General features: G+C 62.0%; 21 protein-coding genes and 2 tRNA genes. 6 read left to right on the forward strand and 17 right to left on the reverse strand.

Annotation, left to right across the window (positions count from 1 at the left end; genetic code table 11):
* Positions 1-2: 2 nt before the first annotated feature.
* Positions 3-1,298 (forward strand): M18 family aminopeptidase, encoded by a 1,296-nt coding sequence (locus O5O48_RS17395; RefSeq protein ID WP_269687722.1) that lies wholly within the window; start codon positions 3-5, stop codon positions 1,296-1,298.
* A 163-nt stretch (positions 1,299-1,461) separates the two neighbouring features.
* Here O5O48_RS17395 and O5O48_RS17400 read toward each other — a convergent pair whose 3' ends face one another.
* On the reverse strand, positions 1,462-2,415 hold the full coding sequence (locus O5O48_RS17400; protein WP_269687723.1) for an NAD(P)H-quinone oxidoreductase: 954 nt from the start codon (positions 2,413-2,415) through the stop codon (positions 1,462-1,464).
* A gap of 97 nt (positions 2,416-2,512) precedes the next feature.
* Here O5O48_RS17400 and O5O48_RS17405 point away from each other — a divergent pair, with 97 nt between their 5' ends.
* The 3 genes from O5O48_RS17405 to O5O48_RS17415 all read left to right on the forward strand — a co-directional run bounded on the left by O5O48_RS17405 (position 2,513) and on the right by O5O48_RS17415 (position 7,347).
* Positions 2,513-4,609, forward strand: coding sequence for a carboxy terminal-processing peptidase (locus O5O48_RS17405; RefSeq protein ID WP_269687724.1), 2,097 nt, complete (start codon positions 2,513-2,515; stop codon positions 4,607-4,609).
* A gap of 169 nt (positions 4,610-4,778) precedes the next feature.
* Positions 4,779-6,569 carry a bifunctional diguanylate cyclase/phosphodiesterase gene (locus O5O48_RS17410; RefSeq protein WP_233049291.1) on the forward strand — a complete coding sequence of 597 codons (1,791 nt, stop codon included), beginning with the start codon at positions 4,779-4,781 and terminating at the stop codon, positions 6,567-6,569.
* A gap of 49 nt (positions 6,570-6,618) precedes the next feature.
* Positions 6,619-7,347 (forward strand): substrate-binding periplasmic protein, encoded by a 729-nt coding sequence (locus tag O5O48_RS17415; RefSeq protein ID WP_269687725.1) that lies wholly within the window; start codon positions 6,619-6,621, stop codon positions 7,345-7,347.
* 268 nt (positions 7,348-7,615) lie between these two features.
* Here O5O48_RS17415 and O5O48_RS17420 read toward each other — a convergent pair whose 3' ends face one another.
* The 3 genes from O5O48_RS17420 to O5O48_RS17430 all read right to left on the reverse strand — a co-directional run bounded on the left by O5O48_RS17420 (position 7,616) and on the right by O5O48_RS17430 (position 8,636).
* On the reverse strand, positions 7,616-8,317 hold the full coding sequence (locus O5O48_RS17420; RefSeq protein ID WP_088276772.1) for an FKBP-type peptidyl-prolyl cis-trans isomerase: 702 nt from the start codon (positions 8,315-8,317) through the stop codon (positions 7,616-7,618).
* Positions 8,318-8,468: 151 nt separating this feature from the next.
* Positions 8,469-8,545 (reverse strand) — tRNA-Asp (locus tag O5O48_RS17425).
* A gap of 15 nt (positions 8,546-8,560) precedes the next feature.
* Positions 8,561-8,636 (reverse strand) — tRNA-Val (locus tag O5O48_RS17430).
* A gap of 190 nt (positions 8,637-8,826) precedes the next feature.
* On the opposite strand from O5O48_RS17430, the gene rdgC reads away from it, so the two are divergent.
* Complete coding sequence (gene rdgC, locus O5O48_RS17435; RefSeq protein WP_269687726.1) at positions 8,827-9,744, forward strand: recombination-associated protein RdgC; 918 nt, start codon at positions 8,827-8,829, stop codon at positions 9,742-9,744.
* Positions 9,745-10,124: 380 nt separating this feature from the next.
* Here the strand turns inward: rdgC and bamD are convergent, their stop codons facing one another.
* Genes bamD through gspC form a run of 13 tightly spaced genes read right to left on the reverse strand, consistent with a single transcriptional unit; the run spans position 10,125 to position 21,658 of the window.
* Positions 10,125-10,748 (reverse strand): outer membrane protein assembly factor BamD, encoded by a 624-nt coding sequence (bamD, locus tag O5O48_RS17440; RefSeq protein ID WP_269687727.1) that lies wholly within the window; start codon positions 10,746-10,748, stop codon positions 10,125-10,127.
* A 14-nt stretch (positions 10,749-10,762) separates the two neighbouring features.
* A complete protein-coding gene (locus tag O5O48_RS17445; protein WP_269687728.1) occupies positions 10,763-11,515 on the reverse strand; it encodes a type II secretion system protein N in 753 nt (250 codons plus the stop codon).
* Positions 11,515-12,000: a type II secretion system protein M gene (locus O5O48_RS17450; protein ID WP_269687729.1), complete on the reverse strand. Its 486-nt coding sequence runs from the start codon at positions 11,998-12,000 to the stop codon at positions 11,515-11,517. Before O5O48_RS17450 ends, O5O48_RS17445 begins: the two co-directional genes overlap by 1 nt.
* Positions 11,997-13,193, reverse strand: a complete 1,197-nt coding sequence (gene gspL / locus O5O48_RS17455) for a type II secretion system protein GspL (protein WP_269687730.1) — start codon at positions 13,191-13,193, stop codon at positions 11,997-11,999. The genes O5O48_RS17450 and gspL overlap by 4 nt, the downstream gene beginning before the upstream one ends.
* Positions 13,194-13,212: 19 nt before the next feature.
* Complete coding sequence (locus tag O5O48_RS17460) at positions 13,213-14,013, reverse strand: general secretion pathway protein GspK (RefSeq protein ID WP_269687731.1); 801 nt, start codon at positions 14,011-14,013, stop codon at positions 13,213-13,215.
* The gene (gene gspJ, locus O5O48_RS17465; protein ID WP_088276786.1) at positions 14,010-14,636 is read right to left on the reverse strand and encodes a type II secretion system minor pseudopilin GspJ; all 627 of its coding nucleotides are present in this window, start codon (positions 14,634-14,636) and stop codon (positions 14,010-14,012) included. Before gspJ ends, O5O48_RS17460 begins: the two co-directional genes overlap by 4 nt.
* A complete protein-coding gene (gene gspI / locus O5O48_RS17470; RefSeq protein ID WP_088276788.1) occupies positions 14,633-15,022 on the reverse strand; it encodes a type II secretion system minor pseudopilin GspI in 390 nt (129 codons plus the stop codon). The genes gspJ and gspI overlap by 4 nt, the downstream gene beginning before the upstream one ends.
* Positions 15,009-15,545: a type II secretion system minor pseudopilin GspH gene (gene gspH / locus O5O48_RS17475; protein WP_228246290.1), complete on the reverse strand. Its 537-nt coding sequence runs from the start codon at positions 15,543-15,545 to the stop codon at positions 15,009-15,011. Before gspH ends, gspI begins: the two co-directional genes overlap by 14 nt.
* 5 nt (positions 15,546-15,550) lie before the next feature.
* Positions 15,551-16,015: a type II secretion system major pseudopilin GspG gene (gene gspG, locus O5O48_RS17480; protein WP_269687732.1), complete on the reverse strand. Its 465-nt coding sequence runs from the start codon at positions 16,013-16,015 to the stop codon at positions 15,551-15,553.
* 2 nt (positions 16,016-16,017) lie between these two features.
* Positions 16,018-17,229 carry a type II secretion system inner membrane protein GspF gene (gspF, locus tag O5O48_RS17485; RefSeq protein WP_088276794.1) on the reverse strand — a complete coding sequence of 404 codons (1,212 nt, stop codon included), beginning with the start codon at positions 17,227-17,229 and terminating at the stop codon, positions 16,018-16,020.
* A 2-nt stretch (positions 17,230-17,231) separates the two neighbouring features.
* Entirely contained in the window at positions 17,232-18,734 is a 1,503-nt protein-coding gene (gene gspE, locus O5O48_RS17490) for a type II secretion system ATPase GspE (protein ID WP_269687733.1), read from the reverse strand.
* 3 nt (positions 18,735-18,737) lie between these two features.
* The gene (gene gspD, locus O5O48_RS17495; RefSeq protein ID WP_269687734.1) at positions 18,738-20,783 is read right to left on the reverse strand and encodes a type II secretion system secretin GspD; all 2,046 of its coding nucleotides are present in this window, start codon (positions 20,781-20,783) and stop codon (positions 18,738-18,740) included.
* Between the two features lie 5 nt (positions 20,784-20,788).
* Entirely contained in the window at positions 20,789-21,658 is an 870-nt protein-coding gene (gene gspC / locus O5O48_RS17500) for a type II secretion system protein GspC (protein ID WP_269687735.1), read from the reverse strand.
* 446 nt (positions 21,659-22,104) lie between these two features.
* Between gspC and O5O48_RS17505 the strand changes: the two genes are divergently transcribed.
* Positions 22,105-23,559, forward strand: coding sequence for an alpha/beta hydrolase (locus tag O5O48_RS17505; RefSeq protein ID WP_269687736.1), 1,455 nt, complete (start codon positions 22,105-22,107; stop codon positions 23,557-23,559).
* Positions 23,560-23,587 lie beyond the last annotated feature (28 nt).

Here is a 23,587-nt window from a genome sequence, read left to right on the forward strand (position 1 = left end):
TCATGCAGGACCAACAGCTTCAGGATCTGGCCGATTTCATCGCCAGTTCACCCACCCCCTTCCACGCCACCGCCACCCTGCGCGAACGCCTGATCGCAGCCGGATTTGAAGCACTGAACGAGCGTGAAGACTGGCAGTTGAAAGCGGGTGGGCGCTATCTGGTCAGCCGCAACGACTCCTCGATCATTGCCTTCCAGCTGGGTGCCGAGGGCGCGTTGGCAAGTCGCGGTCTGCGGCTGATCGGCGCACACACCGACAGCCCGTGCCTGCGGGTCAAGCCGCAGCCGGAAAAAGACCAGCAAGGCCTCTGGCAACTGGGCGTGGAGATCTACGGCGGCGCCCTGCTCGCCCCCTGGTTCGACCGCGACCTGTCGCTGGCCGGCCGCGTGACCTTCCGCCGCACCGATGGTGCGCTGGAAAGTCGGCTGATCGATTTTCAACGACCAATTGCGGTCATTCCCAACCTGGCGATTCATCTCAATCGTGGCGTCAACGACGGTCAGGCGATCAACCCGCAAACCGACATGCCGCCATTGCTGGCACACAGCCTGGAGGCCGGCCGTGACCTGCGCGCCCTGCTGGCGGCCCAACTGCAACAACAGCACCCGGATTGCACCGACATTGCCGTGCTGGACTACGAACTGAGCTTCTACGACACCCAGCCGCCGGCACAGATTGGCCTTGAGGGTGATTTTTTCAGCGCCGCCCGTCTGGACAACCTGCTGTCCTGCCACGCCGGCCTGCAGGCATTGCTGAACAGCGATGGGAGGCAACCCTGTCTGCTGGTGTGCACCGACCACGAGGAAGTCGGCTCATCCTCCTGCTGCGGCGCCGACGGCCCCTTCCTTGAGGACGTGCTGCGCCGCCTGGTGCCGGACGACGCAGAACGGATTCAGCTGATCCAGCGCTCGCTGCTGGTCTCGGCCGACAACGCCCACGCCGTGCACCCGAACTTCGCCATGAAGCATGACGAAAACCATGGCCCCAAACTCAACGCCGGTCCGGTCATCAAGATCAACAGCAACCAGCGCTACGCCACCAACAGCGAGACCGCTGCGTTCTTCCGCCACCTTTGCGCCAGTGCAGACGTCCCGGTCCAGGCCTTCGTAGTGCGCAGTGACATGGGCTGCGGCAGCACCATCGGCCCAATCACCGCGAGCCGTCTGGGCGTGCGCACTGTCGACATCGGCGCACCGACCTTTGCCATGCACTCGATCCGCGAACTGGCCGGCAGCCGCGACCCGGGCTACCTGATTACCGTACTGACCGCCTTCTGCAACAGCGCACAGCTGATCTGAGCGCTGCCCCTTCGCGGACACGCTGCGCTGTAGGGCGGACTAAGCGCAGCGTGTCCGCGAAAGCCCCATCACAACAAGCGCTGGCAGACTCCCGCACAGCACCACAAAAAAGCCCCAAGCGTCAGCAACGCCTGGGGCTTGTTGTGGCTCGGAGCGCGGACAATCAGTCTTCGCGCACCAGAATCACCTTGCCGACCACCTGATCACGCGCGAGCTCTTCAAACGCAGCAGCCGCATCGGCAAACCCGAAGGTTTTTGCCACCATCGGCTTGAGCTCACCGGATGCAAACTGGGGCATCAGGCGCTGCTCCATGTCGGCCAGCAGGGTGGCCTTGAACTCGGCATCACGGGTCCGCAGGGTTGAGCCGATCAGACTGATGCGCTTGGCCAGCACCTTGGCCAGATCCAGCGTCGCATCGCGGCCGCCCATCAGACCAATCAGTACCCAGCGCGCATCCAGCGCCAAGAGATCCAGATGATCAGCAGCGTAGGTAGCGCCGACCGGATCAAGCGCAACATTGAACGGACCAAAATCCTTCAGCGCAGCAATCCCGCCCTGACGCAGCACGCCACCCTCGGCACCCAGTTCAACACAGGCATCCAGCTTGTCCTGACTGCCGACACTGACCCAGCAGGGGTTGCCCTGCGCCTTGCACAGCTGAATTGCCGCAGTGCCCACGCCACTGGCACCGGCGTGAATCAGCACCTTCTCGCCCGGGCGCGCATTGCCCAACACAAACACATTCAACCAGGCGGTGCTGAACACCTCCGGAATGGCTGCCGCCTCGGCCCAGTTCAGGTTGTCCGGCACCGCCAGCAGATGGCGCTGGTCAACCACCACTTCTTCAGCCATACCGCCGCCGGCCAGCAACGCACACACGCGATCACCGATCTTCCAGCGCACCCCTTCGGTTACCTCAATCACCTCGCCGGCGCACTCCAGGCCCAGCACACTGGTTACCCCGGGTGGCGGTGGATACATACCCGCTTTCTGCAGCAGGTCTGCGCGGTTCAAACCGGCGGCCATCACACGAACGCGAACTTCGCCAGATTTCAGCTCTGCAGCAGGCTGGACCTGCCAGGACAGCTCTCCGCCCTCAGCTTGCAATCCTCTCACGCTACCTCCATAGTTCATTCAATAGTGGCCATACGCGGGAACTCTGCGCTCCCGTCGGAACTCCAAAAGCATACTCTCTCCGGACACGATACCCCAGATGAAAGGTTTCCCTCTCCTGCGCCAGTCCTGTCTCATTGCCCTGCTGAGCTTCAGCGGCAGTGTGCTCTCGGCCGAGCAGAATCAAGCCCTCGACCTCGATTCACTGCAGCCGACCCGGGATCAGGTCATTGCCAGCCTGAATACCGTCGAATTACTGCGCCGCCACCACTACAACCGCATTCGTCTGGACGACGATCTGTCCGCCCAGATCTATGACACCTATATCAAGCAGCTCGACCCCCAGCGCAGCCTGTTTACCCAGCAGGATATCGATGCCTTCGCCGGCAATCGTCTGCGCTTCGACGACCTGCTGAAGGCTGGCGATCTGAGCGTTGGCTTCGCCATGCACAAACGCCAGCTGCAGCGCGTCCAGCAGCGTCTGGCCTTCACCCTGGACCTGATCGACAACAAGCTGGACACGCTTGACTTCAGCAGCGACCAGGAGATTCTGGTTGATCGCGAAGACGCGCCCTGGGTCGCTGACGAACAGGGTCTTGAACAACTCTGGCGCGCACAGGCCAAGGACGAGGTACTGCGCCTGAAGCTGGCTGGCAAAGACATGGCCGGAATCAGGGAGCTGCTGGGCAAGCGTTACCGTGGCCAGCAGATCCGGATCAACCAGACCCGCTCCGAGGATCTGTTCCAGAGCTATATAAATGCCATGGCCCAGGTCTACGATCCGCATACCCAGTATCTCTCGCCGGAGAACGCCGAGAACTTCGACATCAACATGAGCCTGTCGCTCGAGGGTATCGGTGCGGTACTGCAAAGCGACAACGAATACACCAGGATCGTGCGTCTGGTACCGGCGGGGCCTGCACAGCGCAGCCAGCAGCTGGCAACCAGCGACAAGATCATCGGCGTAGCCCAGGGTAACGACGACATGGTCGATGTGGTTGGCTGGCGCCTGGACGAAGTCGTCAAGCTGATCCGCGGCCCCAAAGGCTCGCCCGTGCGCCTGGAAGTCATCCCGGCCAGCAACCCGCCGGGCGATCTGACCAGCAAGGTAATCCAGCTGACCCGCGAAGCGGTCAAGCTGGAGGATCAGGCTGCCAAATCGTCAATCATCACGATCAACCAGCAAGGCCACGATTACCGCATCGGCGTGATCGAGGTGCCCGGTTTTTACATCGACTTCAAGGCCTACCGCCAGGGTGACCCCGACTACCGCAGCACCACCCGTGACGTGCGCCGCCTGCTTGGCGAACTGAGCACCCAGAATGTGGACGGCGTCGTGCTGGATCTGCGTGATAACGGTGGCGGCTCACTGCAGGAGGCAACCGAGCTGACCGGCCTGTTCATTGACCAGGGCCCCACCGTGCAGGTGCGCGACAGCCAGGGTCAGGTTCAGCAACTGGACGACCCGGAAGCCGGTATCGCCTACAACGGCCCACTGGCCGTGCTGGTCAACCGCCTGTCTGCCTCGGCCTCGGAAATTTTCGCCGGCGCGATGCAGGACTACGGCCGCGCACTGGTCATCGGCGAGTCCACCTTCGGCAAGGGCACCGTGCAATCAATCCAGCCGCTCAACCACGGTGAACTAAAGCTGACCCTGGCCAAGTTCTACCGGGTGTCCGGTCAGAGCACCCAGCACCGGGGTGTGGTACCGGACATCAGCTACCCGTCGCTGCTCGACAGCAAGGAAATTGGCGAAAGCGCCCTGCCCCACGCGATGCCATGGGATACCATCGCGCCGGCGCGCTTCCGCGCCAGCAGCCAGCTGCAGCCGTTTATCTCGCAGCTGCAGAAACAGCACGAGGCGCGTGCAGCGAAGGACCCGGACTTCATCTACACCCTGGCCCGCATCAACCTGGATGCCGAGATTCGCGCACAACAGACCGTCCCGCTGAATGAAGCCAAGCGCAAGCAGCGCCAGGACGACTATGAGGCCCGCCTGCTCGCACTGGAAAACCAGCGACTGACTGCGCGGGGCGAAGAGCCGCTAAGTACGCTGGAGAACCGCGACCCGCTGCTGGAGCCCGACCACAGCGAGGAAGAGGAAAACCCGGCACAGGACGATGCCTTCCTGGTCGAGACCAGTCACATCCTGCTCGACCTGCTGCAACTCGAGCATCAGGTCGCGACCGTCGACTGACTCCCTCCAGCCGCCATCCGATGGCCCATGCCGTCGGATGGCAATCATACTGTCATCCTTCTGTCACACCCCAGTGACACACTTGCGCGGTCAGGACGAATCCCGCGCACGCCTCTAGCGCGAGCCCGGGCGGCCAGGTACGGCCACTTTCATTTGCCTGGGAACCTCTATGACCGTGTCCGAACAACGTCAGGCCCTCATCTCCATACTCAACCGCGGCGCGGTCACCAGCCTGTTTCAGCCGATCGTCTCGACGCTGGAAGAGCGTATTGTCGGTTTTGAGGCGCTCAGCCGCGGTCCGTCCGACAGCCCGCTGCACTCCCCGGTCACCCTGTTCGCCGCAGCCCGCCACCACGGCATCCTGACCGAATTGGAGATGCTCTGCCGGGATCGCGCGGTCAGCCGCTTCTGCAATCTGAACCTGCCGGGCAAGCTATTTCTCAATGTATCGCCGGAGAGTCTGCTTGAGCATCAGCACTACCCGGGGCGGACACTGGAGATTCTGCAGCGCAATGGACTCAAGCCTGACCAGGTCGTCATTGAGCTGACGGAGCAGGCACCTATCGAGGACCTGTCACTGCTGCGCAGCGCATTGCACCACTATCGCGACATGGGATTCTCCATCGCACTGGATGACCTTGGGGCTGGCTATTCCAGCCTGCGCCTGTGGTCAGAGCTGCAACCGGAGTTTGTGAAGATAGACCGTCATTTTATCGATGGCATTCACCGAGACCCGGTAAAACGGGAGTTTGTCGCCTCCATCCTGCATATGGCCAAAGCGTCCCGTGCCTGCGTTATCGCAGAGGGCATCGAGCAGCCCGAAGAGCTGGCAGTACTGGAGGACATAGGCATCGACTGGGTTCAGGGCTACCTGCTCGGACGCCCAGACAGCCACCCGCGCGTCGACGAAATCCAGCTAGGCGAGCGCATCGGCCAGAGTCCGTCCAGCGTGGTGGATGACGCACCGATTCACAGCCTGCTGCTACCCATACCGGGCGTACCGGACGACACCAAAGTACAGACCGTCCTCGACAGCTTTCAGCAGCAGCCAACCCTCAACACCCTGGCGATCATCAATGAGCAGGGTCACCCCGTCGGCGCAGTGCAACGGCATGCCCTGAGCCATATCATGCTCAAGCCCTTTGCCCAGGAAATCCACAGCCGCAAGCCGATTCGACAGTTGATGGACCCCGACTGCCTGATCGTCGATATCCGTCAGAGCCTGCAACGTGTCAGCCGACTGCTGACGAGCCGCGCGCGCCAGCGCCTTGAGGATGACTTCATCATTGTCGATCAGGGTATTTACAAGGGACTGGGACGCGGGATCGACGTGCTCCGTCAGATCACCGAGCTGAAACTGCAGCAGGCAAGACACGCCAATCCGCTGACCCTGCTGCCTGGCAATATACCGATCCAGCAGTGCCTGCAACGCCTGCTGGAGCGCGGAGTCGATGCGCAGCTGTGCTATATCGACCTGGACAACTTCAAGCCCTTCAACGACCTGTATGGCTATGGCAAGGGTGACGAAATCCTGCTTGGCCTCGCGCAGCTGCTGCGCGAGCTCTGTGATCCGCGTTGCGACTTCGTCGGCCACATCGGCGGCGACGACTTCATCCTGGTAATGCAAAGTGACGACTGGCGGGAGCGCCTGCATAGCCTGGATAACCGCTTCCAGCAGCTATGCCGCACCCTGTACCGGGCCGAGCACCTGCAAAGCCGGAGCTTCACCGCACCCGACCGGGAAGGCCGCTGGCGCAGCCATGATCTGCTGAATCTGTCGATCGGCATTCTGCCCCTGATTGGAAGCCGCGCTCGCCAGTTCGACCCGGCACGTCTGGCCGAACTGGCGTCCAGGGCAAAGCACGAGGCAAAACGGCAGCGGGGCTTCAGCCTGGTCATTCAGGATCTACCGATTGACGGTCTCGACGGCAGCGAGCGACACCTCAATCTGTGTAGCTGAATACCGGCGTTGATCTATGCTTAGGTAAGTCCAAGATACAGGTCATATCGTGAGGCTGATACCAATCTATCTGGGGGCGCTGTTGCTGCCGTGGTCGGCTTCCAGCCTTGCGGCCCCCATCAAATGGGGCTTCTCGCCTTCAGATCCGCCTCCGTATGTGGTGATGGACGGCGCCAGCCTGCAATCCAGCCTGACCAAAGACCTTGGTCAGCTGGTAGCCAATGCTACTGACCGCTCGGTGCAGTTTATCCCGGTACCCAACAACCGGATCGACGACGCCTTCAACCGGGGGCAAATCGACATTATCTGCAATACCCAACCCTCCTGGCACACTCACCCCGAGCAGATGCTCTGGAGTGAGGTGCTGTATGAGGACGCTGACGTCATCGCCACGCGCAGCACCAGCCAGCCCCCCTCCAGCATAAATGACCTCAGGGGGGCTATGGTGGGTACCACACTGGGCTACCACTACAGCAGCAAGCTCACGGACGCGTTCGAGAGCGGCCAACTGACTCGCCACGACGTCCGCGATCTCAATACCCGCATCAAGATGCTGGAACGCCGCCGTCTAGACGCGACCGTAGAGCTGCGTCGGCCGTTGCAGCACTATCTGCTTGGCAAGCCGGCCGGCATCCGCATCAGTGACTGGGAAATCGAACGCTTCGCCCTGCGCTGCGCCACGCCGAGACAACCGGAGGACCACCGACGGTTGATTGATGCCATTCATCGCCTGCTGGATGAGGGGCAGATCACCGACCTGGTAGACCGCTACCAGTAACCTCGAGGTTACCCACAGCTTCTGTGGATAAGTCTGTGAAGAAAATCAGGAAAAGTCGCTCAAACGCCCGTTTACATGCGCCTGCAGACAAACCGCGCACATTTTAACCAAAGCAAAAAATGCAGTTTTTTCAGCGAGTTAGCGAGAAGAAGCGGGATCAGAAAAACAGCGGAAAGTAAACAGCGGACGTTACCGAAGAATGTGCATAAAGGTAACACGGGAACACCCGGAGGCCTTGCACCGGGCATTCCAACGTGTTACCGCGCGCTTACTCGCCGCGCGGCTTGATCGACATCAGTTCCATGTCGAACACCAGAATGGAGTTCGGCGGGATGACCGGACTCGGGCTACGCGGACCATAGGCCAGCTCGGCAGGCACGGTAACAGTCCACTTGTCACCAACGTGCATCATCTGCAGCACTTCAACCCAACCCGGAATCACACCAGCCACCGGCAGCTCGGCCGGTTCACCACGCTGAACGGAGCTGTCGAACACGGTGCCATCCAGCAGGCGACCTTCGTAGTGAACGACAACCACGTCATCAGCCTGCGGCTGCGGACCGTCCGCATCACCGGATGTCACCACCTCGTACTGCAGGCCGGAGTCGGTTTCGGTCACGCCGTCTTTGGCGGCATTCTCTTCAAGATACTTCTTGTTGGCATCCAGCGCTTCCTGAGCCAGCGCCTCGGCGCGCTCCTGGGAGCGCTGCTGCAACTCGTTGAAAGCGTTAGTCAGCTCTTCATCACCAACACGCTGCTCCTGACTGCCCAGGGCATCCTGCAGGCCCAGCGCCAGCGCTTGCGGGTCGATATCACCCAAACCGTCCTGCAGCAGACTCTGACCCATGTTCAGGCCGATGCCGTAAGACGCTTGTTGAATGGGAGTAGTGAGTTCCGGTTCATCCTTGTTACAACCGGCCAGAGCCAGAGCCCCGACTGCAATGCTGACTGCCAGCAGATTACGCTTCATGCTTACCTCAGTAGACAAGCCCTTTACGGGCGAAAAGAAGCGCCAGCTTAGCAGGGCTTTAAACGTCCGGCTACCGGAAGAAACGGGAATGTGAACAGGTACGGAACGTACCGGATAAAACCTGAGGGAAGATACTGCAGGAGGGGGGAAATGGCGCAGCGGACGGGACTCGAACCCGCGACCCCCGGCGTGACAGGCCGGTATTCTAACCAACTGAACTACCGCTGCGCTATTCTTCTCGAGTGGTGGGTGATGACGGGATCGAACCGCCGACCCTCTGCTTGTAAGGCAGATGCTCTCCCAGCTGAGCTAATCACCCGTTTGCTCTCGAAGTGGTGCGCATTCTAGGGAGCTTTTTCGGTTCTGGCAACACCTTTTTTAAAAAAAATTCAGGTTATTTCAATATCTTATTTGGAGGCCGCGGAAACACTGGCTGCCGGCGGTCTGCTGGGGCAATATTGGCCGTTTTCTCGGGCAGCCCTGCCCACGGCAACAGAAGGACAGCACCCATGTGGTTTCGCAATCTGCTTATCTACCGTTTCAGCCAACCCGTCCCCTTCAGCGAATCCCAGCTGATTGAGGCCCTTGAGCAGAAGCCCTCGCGCCCCTGCGCCAGTCAGGAAACCCACACCCTCGGCTGGACCACGCCCTGGGGACGTCACTCGGAAAACCGTGTAGAAGTCAGCAACGGCTACTGGCTGATCGCAATGCGCAAGGAAGAACGCATTCTCCCGGGCAGCGTCGTCAAGGAGGCGCTGGCAGAGAAGGTCGAGGAAATCGAAAATCGTGATGCGCGCAAGGTGTACAAGAAAGAGCGCGACACACTGAAGGACGAGATCGTGATGTCCCTGCTGCCTCGGGCCTTCACCCGCACCCAGACCACCTTCGCCTGCATCTGTCCGGCTGAAGGCTGGATCGCGGTAGACAGCTCCAGTCACAAGCGCGCCGAAGACCTGCTCAGCCTGCTGCGCGAATGCACCGGTTCACTGCCGGTGCGGCCGCTAAACGTCAAGATCGCACCTGCCAGCTGCATGACCCAGTGGGTGAAAGACAACCAGGCGCCGGAACAACTGCAGATCGGCGACGAGTGTGAACTGCGCGACACCTCTGAGGACGGCGGCGTAGTTCGCTGCAAGCGTCAGGATCTGGCCAGCGACGAAATCCAGCTGCACCTGAGTACTGGCAAGCAGGTCAGCCAGCTGGCGCTGCAGTGGCAGGAAAAGCTCAGCTTTGTGCTTGATGACAAACTGACGCTCAAGCGCGTCAAGTTCGAAGACCTGCTGCGCGAGGAAGCGGACGACAACGCCGGCGATGACATGGCCAGTCAACTGGATGCCAGCTTCACCATCATGGCCAGCACCCTCAGCGAGCTGCTGCCGGCAATCACCAATGCGCTGGGTGGCGAGGACATCCCGCAGGGTATCTGAACCCTCTCCCTCCCTTTGTCGCCCCCCCCCTGTGCGGGGCGACACCCCCAGCCCTTGGGGCATACATCAATCTATCCACAAAACCTGTGGATAACAGTGTGGACAGCCTGCCGAAAAGTCGCCTCAGGGTATATGGAACGGGGCTACCACTTAAAATGGTTATTTTTTAACCTATTTTTTTACCTTTAAAATCAATAGGTTACGATATGACATGAGATTTCAGTGACTTACAGCGGCTTTTGACAAAGAGATGACAGGAGTCTCGCCGGCTGTGCACAATCAAAGGGCAGGAGGCCTCTTCCAGATCAGCTCCGATGCGCCATTTCAACGCATCGGCCCTGCCCCGAACCGCTGCAAATGATCGTCTGCCGACAGAGATGTCAGCCTTGATTGTCAAGCAGCCAGGCGGTTGCGTCGGCCGCTGCTGCGCTGCGCGGATAACCTCTCTGCACATAGCGCATCCGAGCCTTGGCGCGAGCCAGATCCCCCCGCTCCTGATCCAGTACGGCAAGATCGTATTCAGCCCGGGCCATACCCTCAAGGACAGCCTGTACCCGAGGCACCATCTCGGCCCGGTATCCCGACTGGGGATGGGCCCTGACAAACCCGGTCAGTGCGGCATGGGCCTCCCGACCAAGTTGCAGCTGCAGCTGGCTGTCACCGCGCGCGAGTTCGAAGCGGGCATAGGGAATCAACGCTGCCAGGTACGCGGCATAATCAGCCCCGCTAACGGCCTCGCCTTGCTGCCGGTAGCTGTCCACGAGAACCTGCGCCACATCGAGCCGGGCAAGGGTCAGGCACTGGTAGGCCGCCTCAAGCAGGACCGCCGGTTCCCCAAGAGACTGCACCTGCTGCGTGAGTGCGGTATCACATTGCCCCATCGCCAGTCGCGCCCGGACATCGGCCAGCGCCGCCTCCTGGCCCTGTGAGCGCACCTGATTGCCGGCGCAGCCCGTCAGGCTCAGTGCCAGAACAATCCAGCAGCCCATTCGAGTTGTCTTCATCGTTTTCATCTCTGTCATTGCAGTTGCACGCGCCAGCGCACCCAGCCGTCGGGATCAGCCCGGCCCAGCAGCTGCAGACCCGCAGCCAGATCCCGATCAGCATCGGCCCGGGCAAGCAGCCGGGTATCGAGTTTCAGTGGCTTGGCCGGTTGCCAGCGGGCGGTACCGGCCAGCCCCAGCGGGCCACCATTGTCTGCGAGATTCATCACCAGCCAGCCGTTTTCCGCCGCCAGATCGGCACCCAGATTCCCTAGCGCGAGGGGGCTTGGCAGCCCGCCACCGGCATCCTGCCAGGCAATCCGTCCACTGGCCTCGGTTACCTTGCGCAGATCCGCCAGGGTCAGCCTGGGAATATCCAGCAGCCAGTCTCCCTGCAACACAAACGGCGCCTTGTTCACCTGCGCCATACTGGCAGCGCTGAGGCGACCACGCACGCCTTCCAGCGACAGCCGGTCGACGGCCATACGCAATACCGCCTGTACCCTGCCGTCACGCGGCCGCCAATCCAGATCCAGTTCAAGCTCACCCGCCAACAGCCCCGCAGGCTGCCAACGCCACTCCAGGGCACCCTGATCAATGCCATCAACCTGCAGGCGCGCCAGGCTGCCGCGCCAGAGCGTACCGGACAGCCCGTCCAGCTCAACCTTAACCGGCAGGTGGGGTTGTACCTGCCGCCAGACCAGCTGCGCCGGGAGATTGCTGATCAGCGTCGCAAGCAGGACCAGGCTTGCCAACAACCAGAGCCGTCGTCCTTTCAGCCAGCCCATCAGCGACGCTCCAGCAACAGACGTGCAGACACCTGACCGGCAGCCTGCTGGCCCTCGATCATCAGTTCACTGACCCGCAGCCCCTGCCGCAGCTCCAGCTCCGCGAGCCACCCCATGAGCGCATCAAAACCGACCGCGTCCATGATCAGCCGGGCACCCTCGCCTTCGGGTTGTACCCGGGTGAGCGCGGAGCGCAGGCCCGCCGCATTGGCCGAGACCTCGATCAGTGTCAGCACCGAGCCACCTGCTCCGGGCAGCGCCGGGGCACGCTGCTCCAGACGTGCCCGTCGACGCACGTCATCCGCCACCTGCTCCATCCAGACCGCCTCTGCCGACAGTCTGGCGACGTCACTGCGCAGTGCACTGCGACCTTGCAGCAGCGGCTCCCAGACCGCGACCCAGGCTAGGATCAGGCCCAATGCCACTGCGCCCAACACGAGAATACGACGCTCCCTCGGCGCCAGCCCTGCCCACCATGCCTTCATGATCCGCTCCTGGTAATACGCAGCCGCGCGGTCACCGCGCCGCTGTCCGAATCGGCTCCGAGCAGGCTTTCGCTCATGCCTTCGGTGGCAGCCAGAGCCGCACGCAACTGTTCGAGATCGGCAAAGGTCGCGACCTGCAGGTCGACCTCCAGTTCATCGCTGCCCGCGCGCACCTGTTTCACCTCAACACCCTGCTGCTGCGCCACCGCATGGTAGAGCGCATACAGCAACTGCCCGGCGCCGGACTGATCGTCGCCGCCCGCAACATTCCCCAGCCGCTGACGGAACTGCATCACCGGGTCCAGCATGGGCTCGCCCGGCAAGGCGTCGGAAAAACTGCGATCGATACGTGCCTGCAGCAGAGTGCGCTGCTGCTCCAGCGCGATACGCTCAGCTGCCAGCACACCGATACCAAGCACCAGCACTGCCGCCAGCGCCAGCAGGGCCGGGCGCATGGCCCGCCACGGGGGCGGAGCCATGCTGACCGCATAGGGCCCGCACAGCAGATTGAAGTCGGCGGTCATCAGCACCGACGGCAGCGGCAAGGTAGTCTCGCTCCGGGTAACAATCACGCCCGTTGGCAACACCGATGCCAGCTCCGCCGCCTGAGCACCCGCGAGCTCGACACTGCGATCGGCCTCGGGCAGTTCAAGCAGGCGCTTGCGCAGCCACAGGGCAAGCATGCCCGTCTCCAGCAACACAGCCTCTGCGGCACTGTCGCTGACCAGCCAGCGCGTGTCCTGCGGCAATGGGGAGGCCTGCACCCGCAACCCGGAGGCTGGCACCGCAGCAGGCGGCACAGCGGTTACCGGCGAAATGGCCTCCAGACGCAGGCCGGTGTCGGCAAAGCGCACCAGCCAGTCATCGAGCAGTTGCCGTTCAACCACCGCCGCACTGATACGCCCGTCGCTGCGGCGGGGCCCCATGACAATGTGCAGTTCATCCAGATCCTGGCTTAGCTGGTCTTCCAGGGCATAGGGCAACGCCGCCCTGAGTGCGGCCGCCCGTTGCGCAGGCAGGCTGGCGCGCACCAGATTGACGCCGTCAGCCAGCAGCGCCCTGACCCGCTCTCCCGGGTAGCGTCCCTGCAGCACGGCGAGCGTATCGCAGCCCTGATCCCGAATCTGCCCATCCCGTTCCAGACGCCACCAGTGCAGCGGCTGGTCGGGGTTGCTCAACAGCACTATCAGCATGCCTCGCTTCCTGTGGTCATTACGGCTCGCAAGCCGACTGTTCGCGCAACACGACTTTGCCATTGGGCGCGTCGAGCAGCGTACATTGATAGAAATTGCGCTCACCGAAGTGCGCAACAATCTGCAACCGCATGAACCACGGTGCATCATCGCCGGGCTGCGCACGGTCGCTGAACACCGCCTTGATCAGGTCACTGCTGCGCTCCACGTCAATCGGGCTCTGATCGGACGGGTAAGCGGTAACGTAGGGTGCCAGCGCCTGCCAGGCCTCGGCGCTCATACCATTGACCGAGGCCAGCTCGGAGGCGACCAGCATGGTGCGGTTGGCCGACAGGCGCGGCGGGTCCTGCAATTGATAAATCGGATCATCGGTTTCGGGATTCATCCAGTCCGTGACGGCCAGCGCCAGCTGGCTGCCGGCGGGCATGGCAACGCCTGAATCCTGAGCAACCCGGTCAACCAGCCGGGCAAACTCGGCCTGCATATCCTCATTACCAGACGCCAGCGCGTTGAGATTGAAACGGCAGCGCATGTTGTCCAGCGTTGCCTGCAGGCGTACCTGATCGACCTCAAACGGCAACACGGGTGACAGGCAGGTATCCCACATCAGCTCATCCGCATCTTCCACCTGCTCCAGCACCTGCAACACCATTTTCTCGGCACCCAGCGCAATCTCCCGCGACAGGTCACGCTCGAACACCGCGCTGCTGCGCCGAATATCCGCCTGACCGCGCATTGCCATGCCGACGGCCGCGGTGACCGCCAGGGCGACAATCAGCAACGCGGTAATCAACGCCACACCCTGCTCTCTGCGTTTCATTGGCCCACCGCAATCAGGCGACGAATCACTCCCAGGCGCGGGATGTCCAGCTGGACCTCGACCGCCAGCGGCAACTGGGTGGACTCGGGGTCGAGATCCGCTGGCGGCCAGCTGTCGAGCCGCTCCAATCCGCTGGCTCCCCGCACGATGAAACGGAAGCCGGTTTCCACCCCGAGACGCTCGTCTTCAGCCACCAGATCGGCAAAGGGCTGCAGACGCACACTGTCGGCATCGGCTACGTCCACACCGGGCCACAACTCCCGCTCCAGCCCGCGTTCGGTCAACCGCCAGGCGGTGCGACGCAGGCGTTGCTCGCCGCCGGCGCCCGCCCGCACGAGCTCCAGCAGCGGCTGCTCATTACCGGCCAGCAGGCGCAGCGGCGGCAGGCGATCGCCGAACTCGTCACGCACACGCACGTCTACCAGCTGGGCCAGATCCCGCTCCAGCACACTCAGACTGACCTGCAGATCCGCCAGCTGACCGGCATGCCCGCGACTGACCTCATTGGCCTCCAGCACGGCACGCAGGCCCTGATAGGCCACCACGCTCATGACCGCAAACAGCAGCATCGCCACCAGCAGCTCAAGCAGGGTAAAACCGCGCTGTGCGCTGACCGGCTTCATGGCAGTACAAACCCGCTGACCAGCGCACGCTGATCGCTTTCATCGCCGGGCAACAGCCATAGACGAATATCAATTCGCTTGACCGCCGGCAGCGGAAACGGCGAGATCGCGGTGTAATCGCTGATCCTGGCACGGTAGCCAAAACGGTAAGGCCCCATCCCGGTTTCCCCGTTCAACTCACCGTCGGTCGCCGGACGCATGCCTGATTCGTACTCGGCCAGCAGGTTGCTGCCGGCCCAATGGGCCAGGGTACGTTCCTGAAGATACGCCGTATTGCGGGCATGATCGCTGCCCGCCTTGACCAGCGCCCCGAGCGCGACCGCCAGCACGGTCAACGCGACCAGAACTTCCAGCAGGGTAAAACCGCGACTGCTATGGACGTTCACTGAGCACCTCGATATGGCCGGTCAACTCAACCTGAATAAAGCGCTCCAGGCTATGCTCGCGTGCCCGCAGGACAATCAGGCCCGGCGTCATCTCGCCGGTGTTGCTCAGCCGCAGCTGAGGGGTCCAGACCCGGCTGGACGACAGGCTGCGGGGCTGATCGGCGGCTTCAAAATCCAGCTCGATCAGGCCCTCGGTCACTCGATGCGGGCCCAGCTGCGCGTCATTTACCGGCTGCCACTCGCGGGTGGCGTCATCAAGCAGGACCAGATCAAGCATGCTGTAGCTGTCGCGCCGAATCCCCAGCGCCCGCTCGCTGCCGCCACTGATCAGCAACTCGTCACGGGCCAGCTGCAGCACGGTTGCCAGGCGATCAGCCTCGCGGCGCAGTTCGCGCTCCGCCCCGTCACCCAGCGACAGCGTCGCCAGCCCCGCCATCACCCCGATCAGCACCAGAACAATCAGTACCTCAAACAGGGTGAAGCCGGTCTGGCGCGAAGGCGCAGATGGGTGACCAACTCGCATGACTGTCAGCGCTCGTCTTCTTGATCCAGATTCCAGTTGCCGATATCGGCAGCGCTGTCAGTGCCACCGCTGCGGCCGTCGGAGCCGAAGCTGTAGAGATCAAACAGGCGACCGTCGCGACCCGGGTTATGGTACTGGTAGGCGTTGCCCCACGGATCCTGCTGCAGGCGATCCAGGTAGCCGCCCTTGCGCCAGTTGCGCGGCGCATTCTGGCCGGTGGGCTCCTGCACCAGGGCGCGCAGACCCTGTTCGGTGGTCGGATAGCTGAAGTTATCCAGTCGATACAGATTCAGCGCACTTTCGATGGCACGAATGTCACTCTGCACCTTGGTGATACGTGCCTGGTCCGGCCGGTCCATGACCCGCGGCACCACCACCGCCGCCAAAATCCCGAGGATGACTACCACAACCATCACTTCAATCAGGGTAAAACCGCGCTGCGCAGCACGGCGTACGTGGTTATTGCTCATCATCAATTCACCAGTTGGTTGAGTTCAAAGATTGGCAGCAGAATCGCCAGTACGATCACCAGCACTACCGCGCCCATGGTCAGAATAAGTAGCGGCTCGAAAACACCCATCACCATCGCGATACGCGCCTCGAGCTCGCGCTCCTGGGTTTCCGCCGCCCGCTCCAGCATGTCGTCGAGGGTGCCGCTGCTTTCACCGCTCTTGATCAGGCTCAGTGTCATCGCCGGGAAATAGCCACTGCGCTCCAGCGCCAGCCCGACTCCGGCCCCCTCGCGCACACGCTGGGCCGCCTCGCTGACCGCCTCGCGCATCGGCAAGTTGGTGATCACACTGGCACTCATGTTCAACGCATCAAGCAGCGGCACACCGCTGGCGGCCAAAATGTTCAGGGTGCGGGCAAAGCGCGCGGTGTTGAGACCGCGGGTCAGGCGGCCAATCAGCGGCAGCCGCAGCAGCAGATCATGCCAGCGCCGCTGATAGGCAGGCCGCTGCAACAGGGTGCGCAGGCCATAGCCCAACCCTCCAAGTATCAGCAGCATCAGCAGGCCCCAGTCGCGCAGGGTATCGCTGACCGCGATCAGCATGCGGGTCAGCAGCGGTAACTGCTGATTCATGCCGTCAAACACCTTGACCACCTCCGGCACTACATAGGTCAGCAACGCCACCGTTACCAGCAGCGCGACGCAGGTCAGGATGGCCGGATAGAACATCGCCAGCTGGATTTTCTGGCGCATGGCGTTCTGCGCTTCAACGTTATCAGCCAGTCGCTCCAGCACCAGATCCAGCCGCCCCGCCTGTTCACCGGCGGCGATCGTGGTGCGATAGATGACCGGGAACACCGAGGGAAATTCGCCGAGCGCGTGGGCCAGTGGCAAACCTTCCATCACCCGCGTACGCACCGCTGTCAGCGCCGAGCGCACCTTGGGTGATTCACTCTGGCGCGCCACCGTTGCCAGCACTTCCTCAATCGGCAGACCGGCGCGCGCCAGGGTTGCCATCTGCCGGGTTGCCAGGGCGAGCTCCAGCGGCTTGATGCGCTGCTGCAGCACCGGCATGCGCAGGACCGCTGCACGCTCGGCCACCTGGCTGACACTCATCGGCGTCAGCCCCTGCTCACGCAGCCGCCCACGGACCTGGCGGGGCGAATCCCCCTCCTCTACGCCCTTGCGAGTGCGGCCGCTGGCGTCCAGCGCGGTATATTCGAAGGCCGGCACGGTCAGTCCTCCCGGGTAACGCGCAGAACTTCTTCCAGCGTGGTATCACCCGCCAGTATTCGCCGCATTCCGTCCTGTCGGATACCCGGTTGCGACAGCCGCGCATGGCGTACCATCGCCTGCTCACTGGCACCGTCGTGGATCATGCCACGCAGGGTGTCGTCGACCTCGATCAATTCGTATATCCCGGTGCGGCCGCGATAACCGCTGCCGTTACAGGCAGGGCAACCGGTGGCGCGATACAAAGTCGGAGGCTGCTGCTCATCCACGCCCATCAGACGGCACTCGCTGCTGCTCGCCAGATGCGGCTCGCGGCAGTCCGGGCACAGGGTGCGCACCAGCCGCTGGGCGAGCACACCATTGAGCGTGGACGACAGCAGAAACGGCTCGATTCCCATGTCACGCAAACGGGTAATGGCACCAATCGCCGTATTGGTGTGCAGGGTGGAAAACACCAGGTGACCGGTCAGACTGGCCTGAATGGCGATCTGAACGGTATCCACATCGCGAATCTCACCGACCATCACCACGTCAGGGTCCTGACGCAGGATTGCGCGCAAACCACGGGCAAAGGTCATGTCGACCTTGTTGTTGATCTGGGTCTGGCCGATACCGTCGAGGTAATACTCGATGGGATCTTCGACGGTAAGAATGTTGCGGCTGCGATCATTGAGCCGCATCAGCGCCGAATACAGCGTGGTGGTCTTGCCCGAGCCGGTCGGCCCGGTCACCAGCACAATGCCATGCGGGCGGCTGATCACCCGCTCCATGGCCGCATAATGCTCCGGGCACATGCCCAGCTGACGCAGCTCAAGGCGCCCGGCCTGCTTGTCGAGCAGACGCAGCACCACCCGCTCGCCGTGGCCGGACGGCAAGGTCGAAACCCGCACGTCCACCGCCCGCCCGACCAGCCGCAGGCCGATCCGACCGTCCTGGGGCAGGCGTTTTTCAGCGATATCCAGCTTGGCCATGACCTTGATTCGCGAGACGATCACTGGCGCCAGTGCGCGCGGCGGCTCCAGCACCTCGCGCAATACACCGTCCACCCGCAGACGGATGGACAGGCGATTTTCAAAGGGTTCGATGTGAATATCCGACGCGTTTTCCTTGACCGCCTCGGACAGCAGCGCGTTGATCAACCGGATGATCGGCGCTTCATCCTGTGATTCGAGCAGATCCTCAGGCTCGGCCAGCGACTGAGCCACCGACAGCAGGTCGGCATCCTCACCCAGCCCTTCGACAAACTGCATGGCATCATTGGCCGAGCGTTCGTACCGGTCACGCAACCGGGCTGCAAAAGCGTCGTCGTCCAGCTCGATGGGCAACAACGGGCAACCGTGGCGGCGGCGCAACTCAAGCAGACCCTGCGGATCGCAATCGGCGCGTACAAAGACTTCCAGCTGGCCGTCCTCCCGCATGGCCCCTGTCAGTATCCCTACCCGCCGGGCGTAGCGATAACCGGTCTCGGCGGTTGGCGCGGCGACACTGCTTTGCTGCTCACTCATCGCCTACTCCCGGCCAGCGCTGGGCGGTGCACTGATGGCCGCCGGCGCCGGGGTACCCTGCATGGCGTTCTCGAACGGTGGCGGCAACGTCAGCAGGTAGTTCCAGTCCGGCAACACCGGAACACCCTCGCCGACATCCATCCGCCCATGGCGGTTCTGCTCGGCCACCTGGCGGTCACGAATATAGCTGTACTTGGCATGGGTCAGGCTTTCGGCAACCGCCGAGTCACGCACGATCACCGGGCGCAGGAAGACCATCAGATTGCGCTTCTGCAGCGAGGCGGTGTCGTAACGGAACAGCCGACCAAGCCCCGGAATATCGCCCAGCCCCGGCACCTTGTCGGCGGTCTCGACCATTTGATCGTCGATCAGGCCGCCGAGCACGATCATCTGGTTATCATCGACCATGACATGGGTAGTCAGGCTGCGCTTGTTGGTAATGATGTCTGCCGCACCGCTGGTGCCCGGTGCAATCTGCGAGACCTCCTGGGCAATTTCCAGACGCACCGCGTTGCCTTCGTTGATCTGCGGGCGGATCTTCAGTTTGATACCCACATCTTCACGCTGGATGGTATCGAACGCCTGCCCCGAATCCTCAACCGAGCGACCGACGATAAAAGGCACGTTCTGACCGACCACGATTTCGGCTTCCTCGTTGTCGAGGGTCAGCAGGCTTGGCGTCGAGAGAATATTGCTGGCCGTATCGCCCTGCAGTGCATTGACCAGCAGCGCAATCTGGGTGCTGCCGATGCTGCCGATGCCGCCCAGACTGAGGCCGCTACCCAGCGACGGCGGGCTGCTGACGTCCCCTTCGAGGAAGGCATTCACACCGGCCGCCAGATCCACAATGCTGTTGCCATTGCGATTGAAATTGATGATGCCGACTCCGGAGTCTTCACTGCCGAAGCCCCACTGCACGCCCAGCTCCTTGGCGCGGTCATAGGACACCTCGGCGATCACTGCCTCCACCAGAACCTGGGCCCGACGGATGTCGAGCTGACGAATGATGGACGACAACTCGCGGGACAGCTCCGCCGGCCCGTAGATGACGACCGCATTGGTACTCTCATGGGCCTCGATGCGAACACGGTTCTGCTCGGCCGTGTTGCTCGCAGTGGTATTGCCCGAGCTGGTTGAGGTGGTGCCGCTCTGGTTGCGCTCGCGCCCCTCGGCGATGCCGCGCAGCACCTCGGCCACTTCTTCGGCCTTGGCGTAACGCAGGTAATGCACCTGGGTGTTGCCCTGATCTCCTTCCACGTCAAGCCTGCGCACGACCGATCGCAGCGTCGCCCGTGCTTCGGGATCACCACGCAGAATCACCGAGTTGGTACGCTCATCCGCAATCAGCTTGGGACCGCGGGTAAACTCTTCCGCCGGTGCGTTGCTGTCGAGCCCCTGAACGATGCGCACCACGTCCAGTGCCGAGGCGTACTCCAGCGGCAGCACTTCGAAGTCTTCGGTCGACTCACGGTCCATGCGCGCAATCAACGCCTGAATACGGCGGACATTGGCTGCCGTATCGGCAATCACCAGACTGTTGGAGGCAGCCGCGGCAGCCAGATGCCCGCCCTTGGGCACCAGCGGCCGGAGGATACGCACCAGTTGGCCGGCATCCATATTGTTCACCGTAATCACTTCGGTGATGTATTCGTCGCCGGGCGTGTCCCCGGTCAGGCCTGCGACCTCATTCTCCTTGGCCTGCACCTCCGGCACGATGCGCACCATGCCGTCACTGCCGCGCACCGCCGCAAAGCCCTGCGACTTGAGCACCCCCAGAAACAGGTCGTACAGCTCCTCGCGCCGGATCGGCTGGCCGGAAACGACATTGACCTGCCCACGGACCCGCGGATCGACAATAAAGTTGATGCCGGTTTCCTGGCTGACAATCTCGATCAGGCCATTGATGTCCGCGTCGCGCAGATTCAGCACCAGGTCCTGGTCCCGTTCCGCCGTCTCCGTCGCTGACTGTGCCAACACCGGACTACCCACTACTCCCAGACTCAACGCCAGCGCCAGCGCCAGCCGTTGTTTGCGAAACTGCATCGGCATCAGTATCAATCCATCGTTATCGTAATGTTCATGGGCTGCCCATCGCGCTCAAGCGAGACCGACACCGAGCTGGCGCCGGACATCTGGCTGAGAATCTCGCGGTAGTCCTCGATCTGCGAAACCGGTGTGCCATCGACGTCGGTAATCACATCACCCGCCTGCAGACCCGCCGCCTCAAACTCGCGGGCGTTGCGTGCAGGGGACACTTCTATTCCGTACAGGGAACCATCCACCATCACCGGATTGGCGCTGATGACATCGGCAAACCGCTGGGGATCATTGAGCCACGCCTCGCGGTCGATACGGGCCAGACCGCCATCGGGGGCCAGGGTCTGGCTGGAATCAACCTCGGGCAGCGCCGCGGCACGACCGGCACTGCGGGAAGGACGCCCGTTACCAGCCAGCTCATTGCGCTTGAGTCGCAGGGTCTCCAGCTGACCATCTCGCATCAGCATCACCCGGTCGCCCAGCACCTGCTCCAGACGGACCTGCCCGGGCAGCGTCGCTCCGACGCGATAGAGTTTCTCGGGTTGGCCCTGCGTGACCAGAATGGCGGCACTGCGCGCCGGATCGGGGTCGGCCAGCACGCCCTTGAGCGTCCAGCTGAGCTTGGTGTCGGGCGCGTCTACCACAACAGGCGCACGGTCGGCCTGACCGTAGGGGGACAGCATGGCCAGCTCGCGGAAGCCGGGCCGGGTGGCAGCGAGTTCGGAAGCAGAGACGGAGTAAGGGACAAGGTCGACGGTCGGCAACACGCTTTGCGGCTCGATCAGAACCCAGACAAGACGCCCGAGAAGCCACGCCGCAACCAGTACGAACACGCCGCAAACCAGCGTAACAAGGTTTTCCAGCGATAAACGGGCAACCTGGGGCATGCTCTCTCCATGGCAAAGAAACCCGATTCTGATCGGGCACGGGGCAGTTGGGGATAAGGTACTGACCTTTCTTTGCAAAATTATTGTTATACGCCTGCAATGTGTCTGCGAGGCCGTTTCGATTGTCACGATAATGCAATCTCCCGGCAACCCCCCTGAACAGGTTAATCCAGACGGATCGCACCGGAGCGACGACGCTAGCGAGTCCCCCGACCCAGCCAAATCACCCATTTGGGTTAATCCACGAAAAAGCATGGGATAAAGATCACCCCAATGGGTGATCTCCCTGTTACAGCAATCCAATCCGCTGATAGCTGCGTATCCACACGCGCGAGAACGTCTCAAAAAGAGACACCCGATACTTGCCCTTTGCCAGCAGTCACCCTTTACTCAAAACCGCAAGAACCAATAAACAACAATCAACTTGCGCGTGGAGAACAACAAGAATGACAAGGCTGAAAAAGACGGCGTTGCTGACCATGATGATCAGCAGCCTGACGCTGACAGGTTGTCTGAGTGGCGGTGGCGGTGGCGACGAGCAGGTACGTGAGCAGCAGAAACGTATCAATAATGACTTCTTCGTGGTCGACGAAGCGCAGCTGCCCTTTACCGCACTTGCTGACATCGCCCCCTACAACACGACCAGTCGCTGGAGTGGAGTCCTTGATGGCGCCGGCTATCGCATTGAAGTACCGGAGAACTGGAACGGTATGCTGGTTATGTGGGCCCACGGCTATCGAGGCACCGGCAGCTCGCTTACGGTAGACAGCCCACCGATGCGACAGTATCTGATTGACAACGGCTACGCTTGGGCAGCATCCAGCTACAGCACCAACTACTACGATGTGCGGGCAGGCGTGGAAGACACCAACGCCCTGGCCTTGGCCTTTACCGACATTGCTGCTGACAATGGCCGCACCTTGGCAACGCCTGTGAAGTACTACATCGCAGGTGCGTCAATGGGAGGCCACATCACCGCTGCAGCTGTTGAGCGGGAAACCAAAGAGACCGCCAATAACGTAGTCGACTACGCAGCAGCAGCACCGTTCTGCGGCGTATTAGGGGACACCGAACTGTTCAACTATTTTGCCGGCTACAGTCTCTCGCTGTTTGAACTGGCTGGCGTCGGTGCAGAAAAATTCCCAATTCCGGAAGCGGACGCTGCCACCAAGCTCGCGGCTGCCCGCGCGCTGTTCTGGAATGACTACGACGCCGACAAAAGCGCAGCTGGCCTGACCGCTGAGGGCCTTGCGGTCTATCAAACGCTCAAGAACCTGAGTGGCGGCGAGCGGCCAACCTACCAATTCAGCTTTGGCCTGTTCCAGGACTTGCTGCAAAGCTTTGCCGGCTCGGACGGCACCGTTGACGGTATCTTCCTCAAGAGCGTAATCAACACCACCGGTTTGACGTATCGCTTTGAGAGTGAGTTGGGTGAGCCGCTGACAACCAACGAAATCAACTTCAACGCCGCTATCCTGCAAGCAGATGCAAATGTTGATGCTGTGAACGCCCTTCGTAAGGATGGCCTGCGCTGGGTGCCCAAGGTCAATGGCGAGTTCGACGTTCCGGTACTGACGGCACACACCATCGGTGACCTGTTTGTACCGGTTTCAATGGAGCAAATTTACCGCGAGCGCGCAGAGGATAACGGCAACGGCGAGCTGTTGGTTCAACGCGCCATGCGCGCTCCAGGCCACTGCGACTTCACATTGACCGAATGGACCGAGACGCTTGACGCGCTGCTGACTTGGGAACAAACCAGCGTTAAGCCGGGCGGGGACGACTGGTTAACCCCCGAAACGGTAGCTGACCCCTTGTTCGGATGCACATATACCAACAACACCGGCGAGATTCCGGGCAACTTCCCTCGCTCGTTCCTGCCATCCTGCACACCTGACTGACCGGATCGACACAGTCCTGTCGCCGCCG

This window comes from Halopseudomonas sp. MFKK-1, assembly GCF_027474385.1.
GTDB classification, from domain to species: Bacteria; Pseudomonadota; Gammaproteobacteria; order Pseudomonadales; family Pseudomonadaceae; genus Halopseudomonas; species Halopseudomonas aestusnigri.

Excerpts from the sequence above, each read along its gene's own strand:
- O5O48_RS17395 (WP_269687722.1), top strand. The coding sequence starts at position 3 with ATGCAGGACCAACAGCTTCAGGATCTGGCCGATTTCATCGCCAGTTCA.
- O5O48_RS17405 (WP_269687724.1), top strand. The coding sequence starts at position 2,513 with ATGAAAGGTTTCCCTCTCCTGCGCCAGTCCTGTCTCATTGCCCTGCTG.
- O5O48_RS17410 (WP_233049291.1), top strand. The coding sequence starts at position 4,779 with ATGACCGTGTCCGAACAACGTCAGGCCCTCATCTCCATACTCAACCGC.
- O5O48_RS17420 (WP_088276772.1), bottom strand. The coding sequence starts at position 8,317 with ATGAAGCGTAATCTGCTGGCAGTCAGCATTGCAGTCGGGGCTCTGGCT.
- rdgC (WP_269687726.1), top strand. The coding sequence starts at position 8,827 with ATGTGGTTTCGCAATCTGCTTATCTACCGTTTCAGCCAACCCGTCCCC.
- bamD (WP_269687727.1), bottom strand. The coding sequence starts at position 10,748 with ATGAAGACAACTCGAATGGGCTGCTGGATTGTTCTGGCACTGAGCCTG.
- O5O48_RS17445 (WP_269687728.1), bottom strand. The coding sequence starts at position 11,515 with ATGGGCTGGCTGAAAGGACGACGGCTCTGGTTGTTGGCAAGCCTGGTC.
- O5O48_RS17450 (WP_269687729.1), bottom strand. The coding sequence starts at position 12,000 with ATGAAGGCATGGTGGGCAGGGCTGGCGCCGAGGGAGCGTCGTATTCTC.
- gspL (WP_269687730.1), bottom strand. The coding sequence starts at position 13,193 with ATGCTGATAGTGCTGTTGAGCAACCCCGACCAGCCGCTGCACTGGTGG.
- O5O48_RS17460 (WP_269687731.1), bottom strand. The coding sequence starts at position 14,013 with ATGAAACGCAGAGAGCAGGGTGTGGCGTTGATTACCGCGTTGCTGATT.
- gspJ (WP_088276786.1), bottom strand. The coding sequence starts at position 14,636 with ATGAAGCCGGTCAGCGCACAGCGCGGTTTTACCCTGCTTGAGCTGCTG.
- gspH (WP_228246290.1), bottom strand. The coding sequence starts at position 15,545 with ATGCGAGTTGGTCACCCATCTGCGCCTTCGCGCCAGACCGGCTTCACC.
- gspG (WP_269687732.1), bottom strand. The coding sequence starts at position 16,015 with ATGAGCAATAACCACGTACGCCGTGCTGCGCAGCGCGGTTTTACCCTG.
- gspE (WP_269687733.1), bottom strand. The coding sequence starts at position 18,734 with ATGAGTGAGCAGCAAAGCAGTGTCGCCGCGCCAACCGCCGAGACCGGT.
- gspD (WP_269687734.1), bottom strand. The coding sequence starts at position 20,783 with ATGCCGATGCAGTTTCGCAAACAACGGCTGGCGCTGGCGCTGGCGTTG.
- gspC (WP_269687735.1), bottom strand. The coding sequence starts at position 21,658 with ATGCCCCAGGTTGCCCGTTTATCGCTGGAAAACCTTGTTACGCTGGTT.
- O5O48_RS17505 (WP_269687736.1), top strand. The coding sequence starts at position 22,105 with ATGACAAGGCTGAAAAAGACGGCGTTGCTGACCATGATGATCAGCAGC.